Origin of the sequence: Sphaerisporangium sp. NBC_01403 (genome assembly GCF_045040145.1) — a bacterium.
Taxonomy (GTDB): Bacteria; Actinomycetota; Actinomycetes; order Streptosporangiales; family Streptosporangiaceae; genus Sphaerisporangium; species Sphaerisporangium viridialbum.
In genome coordinates, this window is sequence record NZ_CP109534.1 from 9477010 (window position 1) to 9497460 (window position 20451).

Below are 20451 nucleotides of genomic sequence, written 5' to 3' on the forward strand. Positions count from 1 at the left end.
AGTTGCCCAAAGGACAGAGCGGCGCCGCCACCGGTGACCACGGCCTTCAGCCCGTCCATCGCGCTCATGCAGCCCTCCAGACCGGGCCCTCGGGGAACGAGTGCGCCGCGATCGATTCGGGACGCATGGCGGCGCTGAAGCCGGGCGCGCTGGGAACGAGGTAGGCGCCGCCCTTGATCACCACGGGGTCGGCGAAGTGCTCGTGGAGGTGGTCGACGTACTCGATCACCCGGTCCTCCATGGAGCCGCTGACCGCGACGTAGTCGAACATCGACAGGTGCTGGACCAGCTCGCACAACCCGACGCCGCCCGCGTGGGGGCAGACCGGGACGCCGAACTTGGCCGCCAGCAGCAGGATCGCGATGTTCTCGTTCACCCCGGCCACCCGGGCCGCGTCGAGCTGCAGGAAGGACAGGGCCTCGGCTTGCAGCAACTGCTTGAACACGACGCGGTTCTGCACGTGCTCACCGGTCGCGACCTTGATCGGCGCGATCGCGCGGGCGATCGCGGCATGCCCACCGACATCGTCGGGGCTGGTCGGCTCCTCCACCCAGTACGGGTCGTAGGGGGCCAGCGCTTTGACCCACCAGACCGCGGTGCCGACATCCCAGCGCTGGTTGGCGTCGACCGCGATCCGGAAGTCCGGACCGCACACCTCGCGGGCGATCCGCATCCGCCGCAGGTCGTCCTCCAGGTTGGCGCCGACCTTCAGCTTGATCTGGGTGAACCCCTCCGCCATCGCCTCCCGGCAGAGCCGGGTCAGCTTCTCGTCGCTGTAGCCGAGCCAGCCGGGCGAGGTGGCGTAGGCCGGATAGCCCTGCACCTTGAGATGAGCGATCCGCTGGGCACGGCCGGGCTCGGCGCGGCGCAGGATCGCCAGGGCCTCCTCCGGCGTGAGCGCGTCGGTGAGGTAGCGGAAGTCGACCAGGCTGACGAGCTCCTCCGGCGACATCTCGCTCAGCAGCAGCCACAGCGGCTTGCCCTCCCGCTTCGCACGCAGGTCCCACAGCGCGTTGACCACCGCGGAGATCGCCATGTGCATGACGCCCTTCTCCGGGCCCAGCCAGCGCAGCTGCGAGTCGTGCACCATCTCCCGGTAGAGACCGCCCAGATCCTCGGCGTCCCGGCCGATCACGTACGGCGCGAGCATCCTGATCGCCGCGGTCTGGATGTCGTTGCCACGGCCGATGGTGAACGCGAAGCCGTGACCCTCAAACCCGTCATCGGTCCGCAACACCAGGTAGGCCGCCGAGTAGTCGGGGTCGGGATTCATCGCGTCCGACCCGTCCAGCTCCCGTGAGGTGGGAAACCGGATGTCATGGGTCTCCATCGCGACGATCGTGTACGGCTTACACCCCGGGTTCATCCTTGCCTCACCCTGTTTCGTAAATAGATCCGATTAGTTGTGCGGGACTGCTCGTCCGTCAGACTTCTCCGATCAGGTCGACGGCCACGACGGTGCACAGTTCGTCGAGCGCTTCGGCGGGCACCTCGACGCGGAGCTCGCCGATCGGGTCGGGCGAGGCCGCGTGAATGTCCCTCTTGCCGGCCTGAATGGTCCAGTCCAGCGGCCGGCCCCCGTCAAGTAGAGAGACTGTCTGGACCCGGTTGACCGGCAGGCCACGGACCACGATCCGCTCGTAGGGGCGCATGATCAGATGGAGGTAGAGGCGGGTGCCGCCGCCGGACAGCGCCCGCCGGGTCGAGGGTCCGTGAAACTGCCACAGCTCCAGGCCGGGCCGTACGTCGTGGACGCTCTCGCCGTGACGGTCGATCCAGCGGGCGAACGCCTCCAGTCGCTCGATCGCCTGGGGCGGGAACTCGCCTGTGCCGGTCGGGCCCACGTTGAGCAGCAGGTTGCCGCCCATCGAGACCGTTTCCACCAGGGTGTGCAGGAGCGCCACCGGCGACTTCCAGGTGTCGTCGGACGGAACGTATCCCCAGGTGGTGTTCATCGTCATGCACGCCTCCCACGGCCGCTCCGGTGGCACGATCGGGAGTTGCTGCTCGGGCGTGACGAAGTCGCCGTGTCCCAGGCAACGATCGTTGACCAGCGCGTACGGCTGCCGCTGCCGGATGAGCTCGCGGATCTCGTCGAACCGCCACTCCTGCGGAGTGTGCTCGAACTCGCCGTCCAGCCAGACGATGTCCAGCGGCCCGTAACCGGTGAGCAGTTCGTCGAGCTGACCGAGCATGAACTCGCGGTAGCGCTCCCATTTCTCGGGGGCGGCCCTAGGGAAGACGCCCACGACGTAGGGCTTGCTCACGGTCTCGTCGGTGTAGCGGGGATAGTCGGGATGGTGCCAGTCGACGATGGAGAAGTAGAGCCCGATCCGGAAGCCTCGCTCGCGGAAGGCCTCCACGACCTCGGCGGTGACGTCGCGCCCCCACACCTTGGTGATCGAATAGTCCGACAGCTTGGTGTCGAACATGGCGAAGCCGTCGTGGTGCTTGGCGGTGAACACGACGTAGCGGGCGCCGGCCCGCCACGCCAGGTCGGCCCATTTCCCGGGATCGAAGGCCGATGGTGCGAAGGTGGCGGCGTTGTCGAAGTACTCCTGGCAGCCGACCGCCTCCAGCGACGGCTCCTGCAGGTGCACCCCGCCGGTCATCTGCCACGACAGCTCCCAGCCGCGGTTGCTGGCGTGCCCCCAGTGGATGAACAGCCCGAGCCCGAGCTGGTTGAACCACGCGCTCACTCTTTGACTCCCCCGGCGGTGATGCCTTGTGTGATGAACTTGAGGCCGCCGACGACCAGCACGACCGCGGGTACGGCGAGCAGGACGAGCGCGGCGAAATACTGAGAGGTCTGCTCGGGTGTCGGCCCGAACGCGCTTTGAATGGTCTGTACGGCTTGCGCCGCCGTGCTGAGCTCGGCCCGCTTGAGGATCATGGAGGGGAACAGGAAGTCCTGCAGCGACCACATGACGCACAGGGCTCCCAGGTTGACCAGCGCGGGCCGCGACAGCGGCAGGAACACGTGCCAGAAGATCCGGGCGTGCCCGGCCCGGTCGATGCGGGCGGCCTCGATCAGATCGTTCGGGATGCCGTCGGCGTAGTTGCGCAGCAGCAGCACCGCGAACGGCAGCGTCAGCGCGGCCTCGGGCAGCGCCACCCCGAGCGGGGAGTTGAACAGGCCGAGCTGGCCGGTGATCCAGTAGACCGGCACGATGACCGCCACCGCGGGCACGGCCAGGAAGATCAGCACGAGGTAGTAGAGGGTTTCTCTGCCGGGAAAGCGCAGCTTGGCGAAGCCGTAGGCGGCCATCGCCCCCACCGCGCAGACCAGCAGCGCGTGCAGGATCGCGATGACCAGGCTGTTGCCGAACGCCCGGACCAGGCCGACCCCGTTGAACTTGCCCGAGAGCACGGTCAGGTAGTTGCCGAACCCGCCGTAGGCGACCGAGGCACGGACGGCGGTGATCAGCGGAAAGGCCCAGAGGGCGGCTCCGATGATCAGGGTCACGTAGACGATCACGTTGTCCCTGCGGCGCTGCCGCAGGCGTGCCAGAGGAGTCATCGGGCCCTCCGCTGCGAGAAGACCTGAACAGCGGAGACCGCGAGCGCGAGCACCAGGACGACGACCGCGGCGGCGGAGGCATAGCCGACCCGGCCCTCGCCGAGCATGGTGTTGTAGAGGTAGGTCCCGGCGATCGAGGTACGCCCGCCTGGCTCGCCGTTGGTGGAGAAGTAGACGACGTCGAACGCGCGGAAGCTGCCGAGCAGCACCGACAGGATGACGGTCCTGTGCGTGTTGCGCAGCATCGGGAAAAGGATCAGGCGGTACATCTGCCAGGTTCCCGCGCCGTCGATCATCGCCGACTCCAGCACCGCGGTGTTCGTAGTGGCCAGGTCGGAGGTGTAGTACATGATCGGCAGGCCGACCAGGTAGACCAGCAGCAGAAACAGTGCCGCGTAGGCCGGTCCCGTGCTGCCAAGCCAGTCCTGGGCGAGACCCACATGGCCCAGCACCTGGTTGATCGCGCCGCCGTCGGTCTCCAGCATCCGGCCGAAGACCGTGGCGAACAGCGACAGAGGGATCAACGAGGGAAGCAGGAACACCGCGTAGAACAGGCGGCGCAGCCGTACCCCGCTCGCCAGGGTCACCGCCAGGAAGAATCCCAGCGTCAGCGCGGCCGCGATCGACACGGTCGCGAAGATCAGATTGTTGAGCACCGCGGTGTGAAACGCGGGATCGGTGAGGACCAGCTCGAAGTTCCGCAGGCCGACGGAGGTGATGTTGGTGAACGACAGCGAGGTCTGCTTGGTGCTCATGTCGGCGAGGAAGCCGAACGCGTACAGGTAGTAGACGGCGTAGAAGAGCAGCAGTGGCCCGAGGAAGACCGCGGCGGGAACCAGCGCCCACCGGCGGACGGCCCGGATCCGGCGGCCCCGGCGGGACGAGGCGGTGGAAGCCCGTCCGGGGACCGCCGGGAGCTCTAGAGCGGAGCGGTTCATCACTTGGTGTCGTACCGACCGCTGGACCACTCCTTCTGCAGCTTGTCCGCCGCCTTCTCGGGCGTGGCCTGTCGGCGAAGGACGTCGAGGATGGCGTTGCCCTCGACCTGGTTGAGGAAGGCCTGGTTGGAGTCGCGGGCCGAACCGCCAGCGGAGATGACGGCCTGCACGGCCGCGTAGCCCTCCTTGGCCGCCGGCGTGGTGAGCACTGACGGGTCCACCTCGAAACCCTTGAGCGAGGGAACCAGGACGAGGTCCTTGGACCAGATCGCGACGCCGTCACCCATGGTCATGAACTGGATGAACCTGGCGGCCTCGGTCACGTGCGCGGAGCTCTTGGGGATGGCCAGCCCGCCTTCGGCCAGGCCCCGCGCGGCCGGTTGCCCGCCGGGAGCGATGACCGGGAAGGGGCCGGCGCCGACATCGGTGAGCGAGATCTTGTTGGCCTTGCGGTAGGCGTCCGACAGCATCGAGCTCTGCCAGGAGCCGTCCACCAGGAACAGGGCCTTGCCCGAGCCGAACAGCTCGGCGGGGCGGTTCCCCTTCAGGCTGAGCACGGACTTGGCGACCGTGTTCTTGTCGAACAAGGACTTGTAGGCGGTCAGCGCCGACACCATCTCGGGGCTGTTCCAGGGCTTTTGGCCGGAGAAGACGTCATCGGAGAGCGTGGGCGCGGTCTGCCCGGCAATGGTGAAGAGCATCTCCTCCTGCCACCACGGCTCGCCGGAGAAGACGATCGGCTGGACGTCGGGCAGCTCTTTCTTGGCCTTGGCGACCACCGTTTCCAGGTCGGCGGCCGTCTTGGGGAAGGGCGTGCCGAGCTTGCCGAGGAGGGTCGCGTTGGAGTACATGATCGCGCTGCCGATGGAGCCCATGGGAAGGGAGTAGAGCTTGCCGTCCTTGGCGATCTTCTCGGTCTGGCCGACCATGGTCTCATTGAGCTTGGCGCGCCAGTCTGCTCCGAGCTGGCTCTCCCACTCGGCGACCGGCCTGACCTGGTCCTTCACGGTGTTGGTCATCGCCGAGACCTGCACCCCGACCACGTCGAGCGCCTCACCGCCATTGAGCGCCAGCGGAAGCTGTTTCTGGTAGTCGGCCGCCTCGAACTCGCGCAGCTCGACCTTGATCCCGGGGTTGGCCTGCTCGAACGCGGAAATCGTCTCCTTGAGCGTGGCCTCGGGCGGGAACCAGGTCCAGTACTTCAGCGTGACGGTCTCGCTGGACTTCTGCGGAGCCTGGGTCGCGGCCTGCTGGCCGCCGACGCCACCGCTGTCGCCACAGGCCGCCAACCCGAACAGGAGCGAGGCTGCGGCAAGTACGCGGGCTGTACCGCTCATGGATACCTCCGATGTTTGAGTGGGGTAATAACATCTCCAAAGCAGACAAAATTCAAGCCCCTGTTACAAGCTCGTTAGATCCGGCAGGCTGTGCCTGATCAAAAAGGAGGTCTTCAGTGCCGGGCGACGCGACGCTCCTGTCGGTGCTGCGCCATCTCATCGACCACGGACCACTGAGCAGGCCTGATCTCGGCGAGGGCGTGGAGCTGGCACGGGCGACGACGTCAAGCCTGGTCAACGACCTGCTTCGGCGCGGGCTCGTCGCGGAGATCGCCACCCCGTCGGAGGGCAGGCGCGGACGCCCGACCACCCTGCTCGACCTGGACGACACCCGCTACGCGGTGGCTGGACTGGAGATCGCGATGGACCGCATCCACGTCGCCGTCTACAGCCTGCGCGGACGCGAGTTGCTGCGCATCGAGCGGACGGGTGAAGCCGAGGCCGTCAACCCGCGGGCGCTGCTTCGCCGGGCCGCAATGGTGCTCCAGGAGGCGCTGGACGTCGTCGAGGACGACCGGCGCACGCTGCTCGGCGTGGGCGTCAGCGTGCCCGGCCTGGTCGACGCCTCGACCGGCACCGTCAAGTACGTGCCGAGCCTGGGCTGGCGCGACGTGGCTCTGAAGGAGGGGGTCACCGAGGCGCTGGGCGGGCGGGCGCCGGTGATGGTCGACAGCGACGCCAACTTCGCCGCGCTCGCCGAGCGGCGCTCCAGAATGCGCGGCGGCGCGGACGCGTCCAGCCTGGTCTACCTGACCGGGACCTACGGCATCAGCGCCGGCATCATCGCCGGCGGCAGGCTCTGGCGCGGCGCCCGCGGGATGGCCGGCGAGGTCGGGCATCTGATCCTCGACTCTCCCGGCCTACGCTGCGTGTGCGGGCGCAACGGCTGCTTCGAGACGCGCGCCGGGCTCCAGCCCATCGTGGAATCGGCCCTGGAGACGCATCGCCGCCCGGGCCGGGGCCACCTGGCGCCGGCATCCGCAGTCGACGAAGTGGTCGGCCTCGCGCACGGAGGCGACGAGACCGTGATCGGCTCGCTCGCCGCTGCCGGGCGGTGGATCGGGCTGGGCGCCGCGATGGTCTCGGCCCTGCTCGACCCCCAGGTCGTCGTGCTCGGTGGTCACTACGCCAGGATCGCGCCCTGGATTCTCGGCCCCGCCAGAGAGTCCTTCGCAGCGGCGCTGCTGGTCTCCGGCCCGGACACACCTCGTCTGGAGGTGTCCACCCGTAGCGCCTGGACCGCCACCGAGGGCGCGGCGCTCGCGGTGCTCATGTCCCTGGCCGAGGGCGACCGCACTCTCCCCGAGTGAATTTTTGTCGCATCGACCGACAGAAAGTATTGACCCGATGATTTCCGAGATCCAACGTTCCGTTCCAATCGGATGCATCCGGCCAAGAGCCTCACATCAACCCCAGGAGTGACCGCCTCGGGGAGTGGTCACCCGAGAGGACATCCGATGAAAGCGTTACCTCGGATCATCCTGGCCGCCGTCACCGCGGGCAAGATCGTCTGGGCGGAGCTGACATCACCTACGGTGATCAAGAGATGAGCACCGTCCACGTACTTCGGTTGCCGTCCGGACTGGCGGCTACTGGGTGGTCAGTTCCAGCCGCCGATGGGGTAGAGCTCGCCGGCGTTGAGTTGCCGGCCGCGGAGGAGGGACTTCACCGGGACGACGTGGTAGCCCTGCTTCTCCAGGGTGGTGAGGATCTTGGGCATGGCCTTGACGGTCTCCGGCCAGATGTCGTGCATCAGGACCACCCGGTCACGCTTGGCCAGGCCGAGGACCTTCTTGGTGATGGCGGCGGTGTTCCGCAGCTCCCAGTCGCGCGAGGAGCCGTTCCAGACGATCTGCGACAGGCCCAGCTCGGCCGCGATGGATCCCACGCGGTCGTCGGTGTCGCCGAACGGCGGGCGCATGATGTCGGGCTCCCTGCCGGTGACCTTGCGGATGGCGTTCTGGGTGCGGCCGACCTCGTCCCGTACCTCGTCGTCGGAAAGGGAGGTGAGGTGCGGATGGGTGTAGGTGTGGTTGCCGATTTCGTGGCCGTCGCGTGCCATCCTGCGCGTTATTTTCGCGTATTTCCCGACACGCCCACCCACCAGGAAGAAGGTGACTTTCGTGTGGTGCTTGCGCAGCAGGTCGAGCAGCTTTCCGGTATAGGGCCCCGGGCCGTCGTCGAAGGTGAGGGCGATGCACTTGACCTTCGCGCAGTTGACGGCGCCTGACGCGTCGGCGGATGCGGGCGGTGCCGCTGTCAGGGTCACGGTGGCCGCGAGCACGATCGGGATCCATCGCCGCATCGTTCGTTCTCCTTTTCCGTCAGCGCCGCGCCACCTTATCCCAGCCTCCACACAGACGGAAAAATCACGCAATATCGGTATCGCTTGGGTGAACTATCAGACAATTGACTGTCGTTCCGCGGGGAAGATCGTCGCGGTGGCGCGCGGGTTGCGTACCCGGATGGCCAGCTCGTCGGCGGCGGCCCGGCGCAGGGCGATCTCCTGGTCCGCGGTGATGTGGCGGGGCCGGGGCTTGGTGCCGGTGAGGGTGACCGCGACCGGCGCGCGAAGCGCGCTCCCCATGACGTGCGCCCGCCACTCGGACTGCCGCCCGGTGGTGCTGCGCTTCAGCGAACCTAATGGCACGCGTGTCATGAACGACCCGGGCGGGTCGCCCTGGACGAGCGGGTGGTGGCTCGCGAGACCGCCCGGACGGGGCGTCAGGCACAGCCGGGCGTCGTCGCCCAGAGGGACGGACACCTCCAGCGAGAGCTCCAGGGCCGCCCCGGCGAGGCGGTGGCCGGTCAGACGGGCCTCGGACGGGCCGACGGTGATCCGCAGGGTCTTCCGGTCGGACCAGTGAGGCCGCGCCCACACCCCCGGCTCGATCTGCTTGCTCACCAGGCCTCGCGCCTTGATGTGGGACGGTGGTCCGAGCTCGGCACGGTGGAAGACACCGTGGTTCAGCACCCACAGCTCGACCGTCCAGGTGGCCGGTGACGAAGCCCCCCTGACGTGGAGCCGTTTCGGATCGACGGTGAGCCGGTAGCGGCCCCGGGCCCCGAGGACGACGCCCAGGGGCAGCCGGCGACGGGTGCCCTCGCGCACCAGCCAGGCGACCAGCTGCTGGTCACGGCGCCGGGAGGCGCGCAGGTGCAGGACGCGGGCGCGCCCGGACAGGACCAGGCTGCCCGCCCGCCAGGTCACCGCGCGCACCTCCTGTTCGAGCGCGAGATCGTCGCGCATGCGGTAGACCTCGCGCGGCACGGCGTACCGGGGGTCGTCCAGGAAGGGAAGCCTCCCGTAGTGGAAGAGCCCGTGGCGGACGGCGGGCGGGTGCTCGTCCGTGGTGGTCCGCTCGAAGCTCACCGTCTCGAGCAACTCGGGAAGCATGCGGCGCCCCGCGAGGTGCCACTGGAGGCGCCTGATGGCGGTGAGGTGGTCGGTCGACGCCCGGTGCACCTGGCCGAGGTAGGCGGCGGTGAGGTCGAGGAAGCGCTCACGGAACGGCTCGTCGGCCCGGTCGAGGAGGTGCATGAAGATCCGCAGGTCGGAGTCGAGCGCCACGCGGTCCCACTCGCGGAGGTGCCGCCGGAACCCGTGCTCGGCGAGGAACCCGCGCACGGACGCGACGGCGGAGAAGCGGTCCTCCATGCTCTTGATGTTGACGCGGTTGCGGGTGATGGAGCTCGCGTGGCGGCGCCAGACGTACACGGGGGCGGCCAGCACGTCGACCTTCGCGGCGAGGAAGTGGGCGGGGATGGCCACCTGGATGTCCTCGTAGAGGACGCCTTCGGGAAAGCGCAGGTCGTGACGGTCCCAGAAGGAGCGGCGCCACAGCTTGTTGGTCACCAGCCGGTCATAGAGCAGCACGGGCCTGCGTGTCACATGGGTCTCAGGGGCCGAGCCGCGGAAGATCGGACGGTGCAGCGGCGACCGCCTCCTGCCCCGGGAGGTCAGCACGTCGACGTTGCCCGTGGCGAAGTCGGAGCCGGTCGTGCGCAGGCTCGCGACGAGGTACTCAAGGGCGTACTCCGGGAGCAGGTCGTCGCTGTCGACGAAGGCGAGGAACTCGCCTGACGCATGCCGGATGCCGGTGTTGCGCGCGCCGCCCAGGCCCATGTTCGGCTGGGTGACCAGCCGGAACCGGGGGTCACGCGCGGCGAACCGCTCGGCGATGGCGGCGCTGCCGTCGGGGGAGCCGTCGTCGACCATGATGACTTCCAGGTCGCGCCAGGTCTGTGACGCCAGCGAGTCGAGGCACGCGGCGAGGTAGGGCTCCACCTTGTAGATCGGGACGATGACGCTCAGCTCCGTCAAATGCGCCCTCCTGCGCGTCGAGGTCATGGTCACTACGATATGTGGTCGGCCGTGTGCACAACGTAGGCGGAAAGGCGTGTTGCCGTCGCTCGGGCGACCGGCGGCTCGCCTTCGTGCGACCGGAGGTCAAGGCGTGTGGATCAGTCGCCAGGGGCGGTCAAGAAAGCATCTAGAGATCTCATGTTAGTTACAGACGGTGAGTTATAGGTGGCTTCACGTGGCCATGCTGGCTGCCATGAGGTCCTATTCGCTGGATGACGTCCGCGCGACGCGCAAACGCCGAGACTCATGGTGGACGGTGTTCATGGTCGACCCGGTGGCATGCCGGGTGGCACTGTTCGTAGCGAATCGCACCGAGATCACCCCGAACGCTCTTACCCGTTTCTCGCTGATCCTGGGCATGGTTTCCGCGGGCAGTTTCGCGGCCAACCACCTCATGCTGGGTGCGGTGCTGTTCTACGTCAGCTTCATGATCGACTGCGTGGACGGCAAGATCGCCCGTCTCAAGGGCACGGGCACCCCGTTCGGCCTCTGGCTCGACTACGTCGGCGACCGCATCCGCGTCGTCTGCTGCGCCTTCGGCATCGCCTACGGCCAGTACGCCGCCACGGGACGCCTCGCGTACGTGCTGCTCGGCGCGGGCATCGCCATCCTGGACCTGTTCCGCTACGTCAACGCCCCGCAGATGAAGCGGGTGCGCCAGACGGTGAAGACCCGCAGGCGCATCGCGCGCCGCGAGGAGCTGGCGGCGGTGCGGGACGCCATGGCCGTCGAGTCGCTGGGTCGTGGCCCCGACGACGACGCGGCCTACAGCCCGCCCCACGACATTCCCGACCACGCGTACGGCCCCTACGAGGTGTACGAGCCCTACGACCAGATGGCCTCGCCGTACGAGCCGGCCGTGTACGAGGTGGCCGAACGCGACGCCCGCTCGCGCGAGCTGGGCGACGAGGACACCGGCGCCCGGGAACACGACGAACACCCAGGCCACGACGGTTCGCACGAGCCGGCGGGGCCCGACCCGAGGCTCCAGGGGATAGCGGGTCACGGCGCCACGATCCCCAGGCAGGCGTCCATCCCCGGCGACGCGCTGACCTCGGCGGAGCCCATCTCGCGCGGGACGCTCGACCACGCCCCGCCGTCGCCCCGCCGCGAGCCGTACGACCAGGACCGTGAGTGCCTGCCGGAGGACGCCGAGGCCCCGACCGGCATGCGTCAGCGCCTGGCCGAGCGCCTCGCGCGGCACCGGGTGCGCACCCATCTGATGAGCGGCATCGAGTTCCACGCGGCCGTATTCGTGGTGGCGCCCGTGCTCGGGCCCTCGGCGCTGCTTCCCGTGACGACCGGCGCCGGCGCCCTGCTCGTCCTCAACGAGATCTTCCTCGTCTACCGCATGTGGCTCTCCACCCGGGCGCTCGCGGGGCGAGGCGGCCCCATGGGGCCGGATCACGACGACCAGCAGCACGTGCGGACCGACCCATTCTTCACGGGGGTGTAGTCATGAGTCCCGACAGGCCGATCTTCGTCATCGGATGCCCGCGTTCCGGCACGACGATGCTGCAGCTCATGCTGCACTCGCACGAGCGCATCGCGGTGCCGCCGGAGACCCGTTTCCTGCTCTCGACGTACTTCCGCCGCCGCCTTCACGGGGACATGCGCGACGCCGAGAACCGGCGCAGGCTGGCCGAGTGGATCGCCACCGACAAGGCCACCAAGTTCCGCGAGCTGGGCGTCGACCGCACGTCGTACGTGCGCAGGGCCGTCGAGGGCCCCGGGTCGCTGGGGTCGGTGATGGGCGAGGCCTTCCGGGCGTACGCCGAGCGGTTCGGCAAGCCGCGGTGGGGGGACAAGCGGCCCTGCTACGTCAAGCACGTCGACGCCCTGCTCCGGCTCTTTCCCGACGCGCAGTTCGTCCACCTGATCAGGGACGGGCGCGACTGCGTGGCCTCGCTGAAGGAGATGCCCTGGTTCAGGCTCGACGTCTTCCACGCGATCGCCAACTGGTCGGAGTCCGTCGACCACGGGCGGGATTACGCCAAGCGGCTGCCGGCCGACAGCTACTACGAGATGCGCTACGAGGACCTGACCGCCGATCCCGAGACGGAGCTCGCCAGGCTGTGCGGGTTCATCGGCGAGGAGTTCGATCCCGCGATGTGCGACCCACACAAGATCGCGGACATGGCCGTGCCCGCGCACAAGGTGTGGCACGACAACACGCACAGGGAGGTCACCAGGGCGCGGGTGGGAGGCTGGGCGACCCGGCTCGAACCCTGGGAGATCGCGCTCTGCGACCAGGTGCTGGGAAGCCGCCTCCGCGCGCACGGCTACGAGCCGGGCGTCTCCAAGGCCTCCGCGCGGCATCTGCTGACCTACCGCAAGACGGTCGCCCGGCGCAGGCTGTCCCGGTACAAGCAGCAGGGCCGTGACCGGGTCAACCGCCTGCGCGAGCCAGGCCCCCTGCCCGCGATGCTGACCTCCGGGCAGCTCTCGCTCGCGCGCATCCCCCGGCCGCGCGGCTCCTCGCAGGAGCTCATCAGGGGATAGCACCCCTGAGCGAAGGATCAGCGGCGGGTCCGGGCGAACAGGTCCTCCCAGCGGTCCAGAACCCTGTCGAGCCGGAACGACTCCGCGTGGACCCGGCCCGCCGCTCCGAGCCGCCGCCGCCTGGCCGGGTCGGCCATCAGCCCGCTCAGCGCGCCGGTGAACGCGTCCACGTCCGCGGGCGGCACCAGCACGCCGGTGGTGCCGTCCAGCACCAGGGACCGCACGCCCCCCGAGACGTCGAAGGCGACCGTGGGCATCCCGTACGAGGCGGCCTCGCCCACGACCAGCGGGAACCCCTCGTGCTCGCTGGAGAGCCCGAGGATCGAGCCGTTGAGGTACTCCTGGCCCATCTCCGAGGCCGGGACCCTGCCACGGAGCACCACGCGCCCGGCGACCCCGACCGAGGCGGCGTGCGAGCGCAGGCGGGACAGCTCGGGCCCGTCGCCGATCAGGTGCAGCTCCCACTGGGACTGGGTACGGGCGGCGCGGGCGAAGGCCGTGATCAGCCGGTCGAAACGCTTGACCGCGGCCAGGCGGCCGATCCCCAGCACCCGCGGCACGTCCAGGAAGGACGTCTTCTCCGGCCACGCCCGCAGCGGGTTGGGCAGGTCGGCGGTGTTCGGCAGCAGCGCCTCCTCGGCGAACCGCCAGGCGTCGTCGGGGCTGAGGAAGACGGCCTGGCAGAGGTCCCCGTAGTCCCGGCGTACGGACGCGAAGTGCGTGGTCCCGCGCGCGTGGTCGAACGAGCCGTGGTACTGCCCGATGGCGCGCAGCCGGGGCGGCAGCAGGTCGGCGATCCACGACACCACGCCGGGGGAGGTCAGCACCGCGTACCCCGGGCCGAGCGAGGAGAGCAGCCGCGAGACGCGCCTGCGCGCCACCCACCGCCGTCCCTCGCCGAGGGGGCGCCTCTGCACCACGTGGTGCTCGTACAGGGGCCGCTCGACGTACCGGAACGGGTCGGGCGCCTCGTGCAGGCCGACCACGTGCACCTCGTGGCCGCGCAGGGCGAGGCCCTGGGCGACCGTGTGGGTCACCTGCTGGATGCCGCCGAGCGTGTCGGCGTCCATGCAGGCGAAAACGACCGTGTTCACGGACGGGTTCCGAAGCCGCGGAAGAAGGCGTCCACCACCCGGGGTGCGGCCTTGCCGGTCTCCTCGGAGCAGAACAGGCCGGCGAAGTCCGCGTACCGCTCGGCGTACTCCGCCGTGACCGCCGGGAGCCCGCGCAGCGCCGCGACCAGCTCGGCGGTGGTCGCCAGCACCGGCCCGGGGGCGATCTCGCGCAGGTCGTAGTTCAGGCCGCGCTCCACCCGCACGTACTCCTCGTAGTCGTCGGCGTACAGCAGGATCGGCCGACCGGTGCAGGCGTAGTCGCAGATGATCGACGAGTAGTCGCTGAGCAGCGCGTCCGAGGCCAGCATGAGGTCGTTCACCTCGGGGTACGACCCGGCGGGCCGTACGAAGTGGCGCGTCCGCTCGGGCACCTTGAACCGCTCGGCCGGATGGGTGCGGAGCACCACGACCCACTCGTCGGCGAGCGCCCCGGCCAGCGCTTCGAGGTCCACCCGCACCGACGTGCCGCTCCGCTTCGACAGGTCCCGGTACGTGGGCGCGTACAGCAGGATCTTGCGGTCCTCGGGGATCTCCAGCGCCTCGCGCACGCGGGGCCCGGCGGTCGGGTCGCCGTTGACCAGCACGTCACAGCGCGGCGAGCCGAAGCCGAGCACGGTCCCGGTGTACTCGTTGGACGGGACGAAGACCCGCTCGAACTCCGGGCCCGGGGACACCAGCGCGTCCCACCGCGACACGGCGGATCGCCACTGCTCGCGGGGGCCGGGGAAGTCGCCGCGCAGGTCGGGGGAGTCGAACCCGACCGTCTTGAGCGTCTGCCCGTGCCAGGTCTGCAGGTAGCGCGTCCCCTTCGGCTTGGGGAAGTCCAGCGGGAAGCCGTGCGTGTCCACCCAGTAGCCCGCGCGGGCCATCACCCAGATGTACCGCCAGCTCATCCGCCGCACGAGGGGCACGTCGTCCGGGAAGTGCGTACGGTCTCCGCGTACCGACCAGCACACCTCCAGCGGCAGCCCGCGCCGCCGTATCTCCTCGTGGATGTACTTGGGGTTGCCCGTGCAGGCCGCGCCGATGTCGGACTCGAACAGCGCCAGGTCGCGACGGCGCGGGACCAGGTGGATCAGGCGCCGGTACACCCACAGCTTGAGGTCGGCGCGGCCGGCCATGGTGCGCAGCGCGCGCAGCCGCGCCGCCCGGCGAAGCGGGCCCGCGGGCTTCCAGGAGACGCGCAGGAACGCGCTGTCGCCCTCGGGGCCGACCGTGACCTCGTGCCGGCCCGCCGTGAGGACCAGCGGGGCCGTGGTGGGATCGACCAGCAGCCGGTCGCTCGTCCTGTGACCGTCGGAACGGGTGAACGCGATGCGCACGTCCCGCCGGCCGTCGAACCCCAGCCTGCCGAGCCTCGCCTCGGCCAGGTCCATCTCCACCAGCGTGAGGTAGCTGCCGTCCGCCTGCCGTTGCGGCGCCAGCCGTACGCTCATGCCCTTGACGTTCAGGTCGGCCACGGTCTTCCAGCGGCGGAGCACCGCGAACGGATCGTAGGTGCGCACGGTCAGCGACACGACCGTCCCCTCGCACGACATCTCGGCGATCTCGTGCCGGATCCTGGACGCGGTGAACGGCAGTTCGGCCAGGCGCAACCCGGTGATCTCCAGGCCTGGGTCGGCGCGCGTCCCCCAGTACGTCCGGCCGTCGACCCGCATGGCATGGCGCGGCGCGGCCTTCGGACCGGTCAGCGACCGGGCGGCCACCACCAGGTCCTCGGGCCGGTCGGTGCGGATGAGATGGCAGCACACCCGGGTCATCGGTTCGGCCCTGCCCAGCACGCCGGGCTCAAGCTCGTCGAGGTACGGGCGCACCACCGACGCGAACTCCTTGATCCAGACCGTGGTGTGGTGCGGCAGCTTGTTGAGGTAGACGCGCAGGTCCTGCACGAGGAAGCGCTGCTGCCTGTCGCCGACGAGATCCGAGCAGCCGTTGTCCCGCAGGATCGCGTCGCTGATCTGCGCGGCCCGCACCCGGTGCCGGACGTTGTCCATCTCGTGGAGCGAGAGCGAGATGGAGGTCTCGTCGACCGCGCGGTGCCAGTGGTACACGACCCACGGCACGATGGCGAAACGCCGGGCCGCGCAGAACAGGGCGGCCGTGAACACGTGGTCCTCGTAGTGGATGTTCTCCGCGAAGCGCAGGCCGTGTTCGCGCAGGAAGGCGGTGCGGTAGAGCTTGTTGGTCGCGAAGCCGTCGAGGAACAGGCGGGGCTCGCTGCGGATGCCCTCGACCACCCTGCGCGGCCGGTACAGCGACGGGTAGTACCGCTGGGTGCGGCCGGTGGACTCGAACAGGCGCGAGATCTGCCCGGAGGCGAAGTCCACGCCCGTCCGCTCCACCTCGTAGAGCAGGCTCTTACAGGCGTGCCTGGTCAGCTCGTCGTCGCTGTCGAGGAACATGATGTGCGGAGCGCGGGCCGCGTCCAGCCCGGTGTTGCGCGGCGCCCCGCACCCGCCGCTGTTGGTCTCCCTGCGGATGTACCTGACGCGCGGGTCGCCGATCTGCGCGAGCACGCGGACGGTGTCGTCGGTGCTCGCGTCGTCCACGACGATCACTTCGAGGTTGTGGAGTGACTGGTTCAGTACGGAGGTGACGGCGCGCGACAGCCGGGCGGAATCGTTGAACGTGATGAGCACAACGCTGACATCCGGCTGCATGCTTCATCCCCTGAGTCGGCATTGACGCTGACTCGGGTATGCCCAGGCAGTTGGTCATGCCGCCCGTCTCGGGGGAGTGCTGACCTCTTCTTGCCCGACTTTTGCGCTTATCGCCATGCGGGAGGGTGGTATCACCGGCTGAATCACCTATCGCCGAACGCCCCCGCGGGGCTATCGGCGCGTCACCACGCGCCGTACCAGCCAGCCGATGAGGATCACCAGGGCGAGAGCGGCGACCACCGGAGCGACCCGCTTGAGCAGCGGGAGGCCGGCGATCTCCAGCAGGTCGAGCGCCTCCTCGTCGGCGGTCCTGGACGTGCGCGCCGTCCCCGCCGGGTGCGCCTCCCGCCCGGCGGCCTCCTCGGCGTAAGGGGCGTCGTACGAGTCCGGCACCGCGGTGAGATGCCGTTCCGGTTGCCCGGCCGCCGTGGTCTGCGCGGGTTGATCTGCCTGCGCGGGCTGGTCCACCTGCGCGGCCTCTACGTGCTGTACCGCCTCCAGCGGCTCGCCCAGCGGGCTGGCGGCGGCCTGGTTGAACGGGGTGGGCGCGGGCTCCGCCGACAGGGGAGGGACGGCACCCTCGGACACGGCGGTGGCGGACAGTTCCTCGGGGGTCTCGCGCAGCAGCGTGGCGAGGTTGGCGGCGAACCGGTCGATGAGCTTGGCCCCGACCTCCGCCATCACCCCGCGCCCGAACTGCGCGGGCCGGCCGGTCACGTTGAACGAGGTCTCGACGGTGACCTTGGTCTGTGCGCCTTCGCCGGTCAGCGCCGCGCTGACGACCGCGTTGGCGGTGCCCGTGCCGCGCGCCTCCTTGCCCGAGGCCTTGATGCTGAGCACGTGGGCGTCCTTGTCGACCGACTCGAAGGACGCCTTGCCCCGGTAGGTAACCGTGATAGGACCCACCTTGACCTTCATCCGGCCGGTCAGGGTGTCGCCGTCCACGGTGTCGAGGGTCGCGCCCGGCAGGCAGGGAGCGACCCGCTCGACATCGAGAAGCACCGACCACGCCTGCTCGATCGGCACGGGAACCGTGAACTCGTGCTCGAATCGCATCGTCATCGACCCGCTCCTCTTCCAGGGTGACGGCCCGCCGATCGGACGGCAGGACGGCCCTTGTCGCTCTTGCGACATTATGACCATTCGAGGTGCCCTTTCTACTCTCGTACCCCTCACGCCAGGGTCATGCGAATCCCTTACAGGGGTTCATCGAGATTCAGGGGTTCCTCCACCTCACGCATCCTCCGGAGCACCTCGTCCAACACGCCGTCTGTACGCTCTTCCCGTGGCATGTGCTTGAGATCGGGCACCCCAGCGCCCAGGTCGTACACGCCGACGCGCATGGTGGATCGGTAGGGGTCAAGGGTTCGGCAGGTCGAAGTATGACAGTTCGGCAGAAATAAAGATCGTGTCACGGCAGATCGGAGGAAGTTCCTTCGGCAGAGGGAGTTCTTCGCCACGGTTGCGCTGCAGGACCCGCAGGCCGCGGCGGACGAACTCGAGCGGGCGGTGCGCGAGCTCGGCGCGAAGGGCGCACTGGTGAACGGCTACACCAACATCGGTGACCAGGACACCGGCCGGTACCTCGACCACCCGGACAACGCCCCGTTCTGGACGAAGGTCGCCGAACTCGACGTTCCGCTCTACTTGCACCCGCGCGAACCGTTGCCAAGCCAACGCCGCCTGTACGAGGGTTACGAGTCGCTGGTGGGCTCCGCCTGGGGGTTCGGGTACGAGACGGCCACTCATGCGGTGCGATTGATGCTCTCAGGCCTGTTCGACACACACCCGGACCTGAACATCATTCTGGGACACCTCGGCGAGGGATTGCCGTTCCTGCTACCACGCCTGGAACATCGGCTGTACAAGCAACGCGAGGGCACCGGACTCGGGACCGCGCAACGGCGGGTCAGCGAGTACTTCAACGACAACTTCCTGGTCACCACCAGCGGGCACTTCCACACCCGCAGCCTGGACAACACCATCAGCGCCATCGGCACCGACCGGGTGATGTTTTCGGTGGACTACCCCTACGAGTCGATGAACGAGGCCGTCGACTGGTTCACCACGTGCCCACTCAGCCACAACGACCGCGCCAAGATCGGCAGGGACAACGCAAAACGCCTCTTCGGCCTCTGACCGAGATCAGCGAGTAGCCGCGGACAACGCGATCTCCACGGCGGAAGGGCCAGGATGCGACATGCCGACAGGGGTGTGACCTACCCCTGAAGTTTCCGGCGCATCACACTAGCTGAGTGCCTGAGCCGTACGGATCAGGTGGACGTGGGTGAACGCCTGAGGGAAGTTGCCCAGCTGGCGCGCCTGGACGGGGTCATACTCCTCCGCGAGCAGGCCCACGTCGTTGGTGAGGGCCAGCAGCCGCTCGAACAGCTCCATCGCCTCGTCCTTGCGGCCGACGAGGGTGAGCGCCTCGGCCAGCCAGAAGCTGCAGGCGAGGAAGGCGCCTTCGGGTCCGGGAAGCCCGTCGACGTCGTTGCTCTCGGAGATCGAATAGCGCAGCACGAGGCCGTCGGTCATCAGCTCGCGTTTGATCGCGTCGATCGTGCCGATGACCCGGGGGTCCTCCGGCGGCAGGAAGCCGACGATCGGAATGAGGAGCAGCGACGCGTCGAGCTCGCGAGAGCCGTACGACTGGGTGAACGTGCCGCGCTCGGGGTCGAAGCCCTTGTCGCAGACCTCGGTGTGGATCCGGCCCCGCATGGCCCGCCAGCGCTCGACGGGACCGGTGCGGCCGAGCTCTTCGACCACCCGTATGTTCCGGTCGGCCGCCACCCACGCCATGACCTTGGAATGGACGAAGTGGCGCCGCGGGCCGCGGACTTCCCACAGGCCCTCGTCGGGCTGGTCCCAGCTGCGCTCGAGGAAGTCCATCAGCTGGCGGACAGTGGACCAGGCGTAGTCGTGGGGTGCCAGCCCATGCTTGCGGACCTGGTAGAGGCAGCTGAGCACCTCGCCGTAGACGTCGAGCTGGAGCTGGCTGGCCGCGCCGTTGCCGATCCGCACCGGCCGGGAGCCTTCGTAGCCGGGAAGCCAGTCGAGCGTCTGCTCTGGGAGGCGCCTCTCGCCTGCCACGCCGTACATGACCTGGAGGTCCTCCGGGCGGCCCGCGATGGCGCGGAGCAGCCAGTCACGCCAGGCACCCGCCTCCGTGATGTATCCGGAGTCGGTGAGGATGTCGAGTGTCATCGCGGCGTCGCGCAGCCAGCAATATCTGTAGTCCCAGTTGCGGACCCCGCCGAGATGCTCGGGCAGCGACGTGGTGGGAGCCGCCACGATGCCGCCGGTCGGGCTGTAGGTGAGCGCCTTGAGCGTGATGAGGGAGCGGACCACGGCGGCGCGCCAGGGGCCCGTGAGCCGGCAGTGGGAGACCCATTCCTCCCAGAACAGCCTGGTCTCGGTGAGCTGCTCGCTGGGATCGATGCCGTCGGGTTCCGGCTGGTGCGAGGGGTGCCACGTGAACGCGAACGCCTGGCGTTGCCCTGCGGCGATCGTGAAGGTGCCGGTGTGCCGGTAGTCGCTGCCCTCCAGGTGAAGGGGAGCGTGGATCCAGACCGAGTCGGGCCCGCCGATGGCGTGGAGGTGGCCGTCGAAGCGGCGGACCCAAGGGACGATCCTGCCGTAGTCAAACCGGATGCTGATCTCTACGGTCATGTCCACCGTTCCGGACACGCCCTCCACGATCCGGACCAGGTCGGGGTTGCCGTGCCGGGGAGGCATGAAATCGATGACCCTGACGGTCCCCGTGGAGGTCTCCCATACGGTCTCGAGGATCAGCGTGTCGTTGGCGTACGCGCGTCGCGTGGCCACCTCGTGCCCGGCGGGGGCCAGCCGCCAGAACCCGTTGGACTCGTCGCCGAGGATCTTGGCGAAGCATGCGGGGGAGTCGAACCGAGGGAGGCAGAGCCAGTCGATCGATCCGTCGCGACCGACGAGGGCGGCTGACTGCGTGTCCCCGATGAGGGCGTAGTCCTCGATCCGCATGTGGAACACGC

At 69.0% G+C, this 20451-nt stretch carries 14 protein-coding genes and 1 pseudogene; 4 read left to right on the forward strand and 11 right to left on the reverse strand.

Features of this window, described 5'->3' with window-relative positions:
* Window positions 1-64: 64 nt before the first annotated feature.
* The 5 genes from OG589_RS42900 to OG589_RS42920 all read right to left on the reverse strand — a co-directional run bounded on the left by OG589_RS42900 (window position 65) and on the right by OG589_RS42920 (window position 5795).
* Window positions 65-1330 carry an L-fuconate dehydratase gene (locus tag OG589_RS42900; protein WP_405144643.1) on the reverse strand — a complete coding sequence of 422 codons (1266 nt, stop codon included), beginning with the start codon at window positions 1328-1330 and terminating at the stop codon, window positions 65-67.
* A 94-nt stretch (window positions 1331-1424) separates the two neighbouring features.
* Entirely contained in the window at window positions 1425-2699 is a 1275-nt protein-coding gene (locus tag OG589_RS42905) for an alpha-L-fucosidase (protein WP_405144645.1), read from the reverse strand.
* Window positions 2696-3520, reverse strand: coding sequence for a carbohydrate ABC transporter permease (locus OG589_RS42910; protein ID WP_405144646.1), 825 nt, complete (start codon window positions 3518-3520; stop codon window positions 2696-2698). The genes OG589_RS42905 and OG589_RS42910 overlap by 4 nt, the downstream gene beginning before the upstream one ends.
* Window positions 3517-4458: a carbohydrate ABC transporter permease gene (locus OG589_RS42915; protein WP_405144648.1), complete on the reverse strand. Its 942-nt coding sequence runs from the start codon at window positions 4456-4458 to the stop codon at window positions 3517-3519. The genes OG589_RS42910 and OG589_RS42915 overlap by 4 nt, the downstream gene beginning before the upstream one ends.
* Window positions 4458-5795, reverse strand: coding sequence for an ABC transporter substrate-binding protein (locus tag OG589_RS42920; RefSeq protein ID WP_405144650.1), 1338 nt, complete (start codon window positions 5793-5795; stop codon window positions 4458-4460). The genes OG589_RS42915 and OG589_RS42920 overlap by 1 nt, the downstream gene beginning before the upstream one ends.
* 116 nt (window positions 5796-5911) lie before the next feature.
* Between OG589_RS42920 and OG589_RS42925 the strand changes: the two genes are divergently transcribed.
* Window positions 5912-7105: an ROK family protein gene (locus tag OG589_RS42925; RefSeq protein ID WP_405144652.1), complete on the forward strand. Its 1194-nt coding sequence runs from the start codon at window positions 5912-5914 to the stop codon at window positions 7103-7105.
* 290 nt (window positions 7106-7395) lie between these two features.
* Here OG589_RS42925 and OG589_RS42930 read toward each other — a convergent pair whose 3' ends face one another.
* Window positions 7396-8100 carry a polysaccharide deacetylase family protein gene (locus tag OG589_RS42930; RefSeq protein WP_405144654.1) on the reverse strand — a complete coding sequence of 235 codons (705 nt, stop codon included), beginning with the start codon at window positions 8098-8100 and terminating at the stop codon, window positions 7396-7398.
* A 96-nt stretch (window positions 8101-8196) separates the two neighbouring features.
* Window positions 8197-10119, reverse strand: coding sequence for a glycosyltransferase (locus OG589_RS42935; RefSeq protein WP_405144656.1), 1923 nt, complete (start codon window positions 10117-10119; stop codon window positions 8197-8199).
* 235 nt (window positions 10120-10354) lie between these two features.
* On the opposite strand from OG589_RS42935, the gene OG589_RS42940 reads away from it, so the two are divergent.
* Both OG589_RS42940 and OG589_RS42945 read left to right on the forward strand, forming a co-directional pair.
* On the forward strand, window positions 10355-11617 hold the full coding sequence (locus OG589_RS42940; protein ID WP_405144657.1) for a CDP-alcohol phosphatidyltransferase family protein: 1263 nt from the start codon (window positions 10355-10357) through the stop codon (window positions 11615-11617).
* Window positions 11618-11619: 2 nt separating this feature from the next.
* The gene (locus OG589_RS42945; RefSeq protein ID WP_405144658.1) at window positions 11620-12663 is read left to right on the forward strand and encodes a sulfotransferase family protein; all 1044 of its coding nucleotides are present in this window, start codon (window positions 11620-11622) and stop codon (window positions 12661-12663) included.
* Between the two features lie 17 nt (window positions 12664-12680).
* Here the strand turns inward: OG589_RS42945 and OG589_RS42950 are convergent, their stop codons facing one another.
* The 3 genes from OG589_RS42950 to OG589_RS42960 all read right to left on the reverse strand — a co-directional run bounded on the left by OG589_RS42950 (window position 12681) and on the right by OG589_RS42960 (window position 17500).
* Entirely contained in the window at window positions 12681-13757 is a 1077-nt protein-coding gene (locus tag OG589_RS42950; RefSeq protein ID WP_405144659.1) for a glycosyltransferase, read from the reverse strand.
* A complete protein-coding gene (locus OG589_RS42955; protein ID WP_405144661.1) occupies window positions 13754-16438 on the reverse strand; it encodes a CDP-glycerol glycerophosphotransferase family protein in 2685 nt (894 codons plus the stop codon). Before OG589_RS42955 ends, OG589_RS42950 begins: the two co-directional genes overlap by 4 nt.
* A gap of 171 nt (window positions 16439-16609) precedes the next feature.
* Complete coding sequence (locus tag OG589_RS42960) at window positions 16610-17500, reverse strand: SRPBCC domain-containing protein (protein ID WP_405144662.1); 891 nt, start codon at window positions 17498-17500, stop codon at window positions 16610-16612.
* A gap of 351 nt (window positions 17501-17851) precedes the next feature.
* On the opposite strand from OG589_RS42960, the pseudogene OG589_RS42965 reads away from it, so the two are divergent.
* Window positions 17852-18577 (forward strand): annotated as a pseudogene (locus OG589_RS42965) (amidohydrolase family protein); the annotation flags it as partial.
* A 108-nt stretch (window positions 18578-18685) separates the two neighbouring features.
* Here the strand turns inward: OG589_RS42965 and OG589_RS42970 are convergent.
* Window positions 18686-20440 carry a glycoside hydrolase family 15 protein gene (locus OG589_RS42970; protein ID WP_405144664.1) on the reverse strand — a complete coding sequence of 585 codons (1755 nt, stop codon included), beginning with the start codon at window positions 20438-20440 and terminating at the stop codon, window positions 18686-18688.
* Window positions 20441-20451 lie beyond the last annotated feature (11 nt).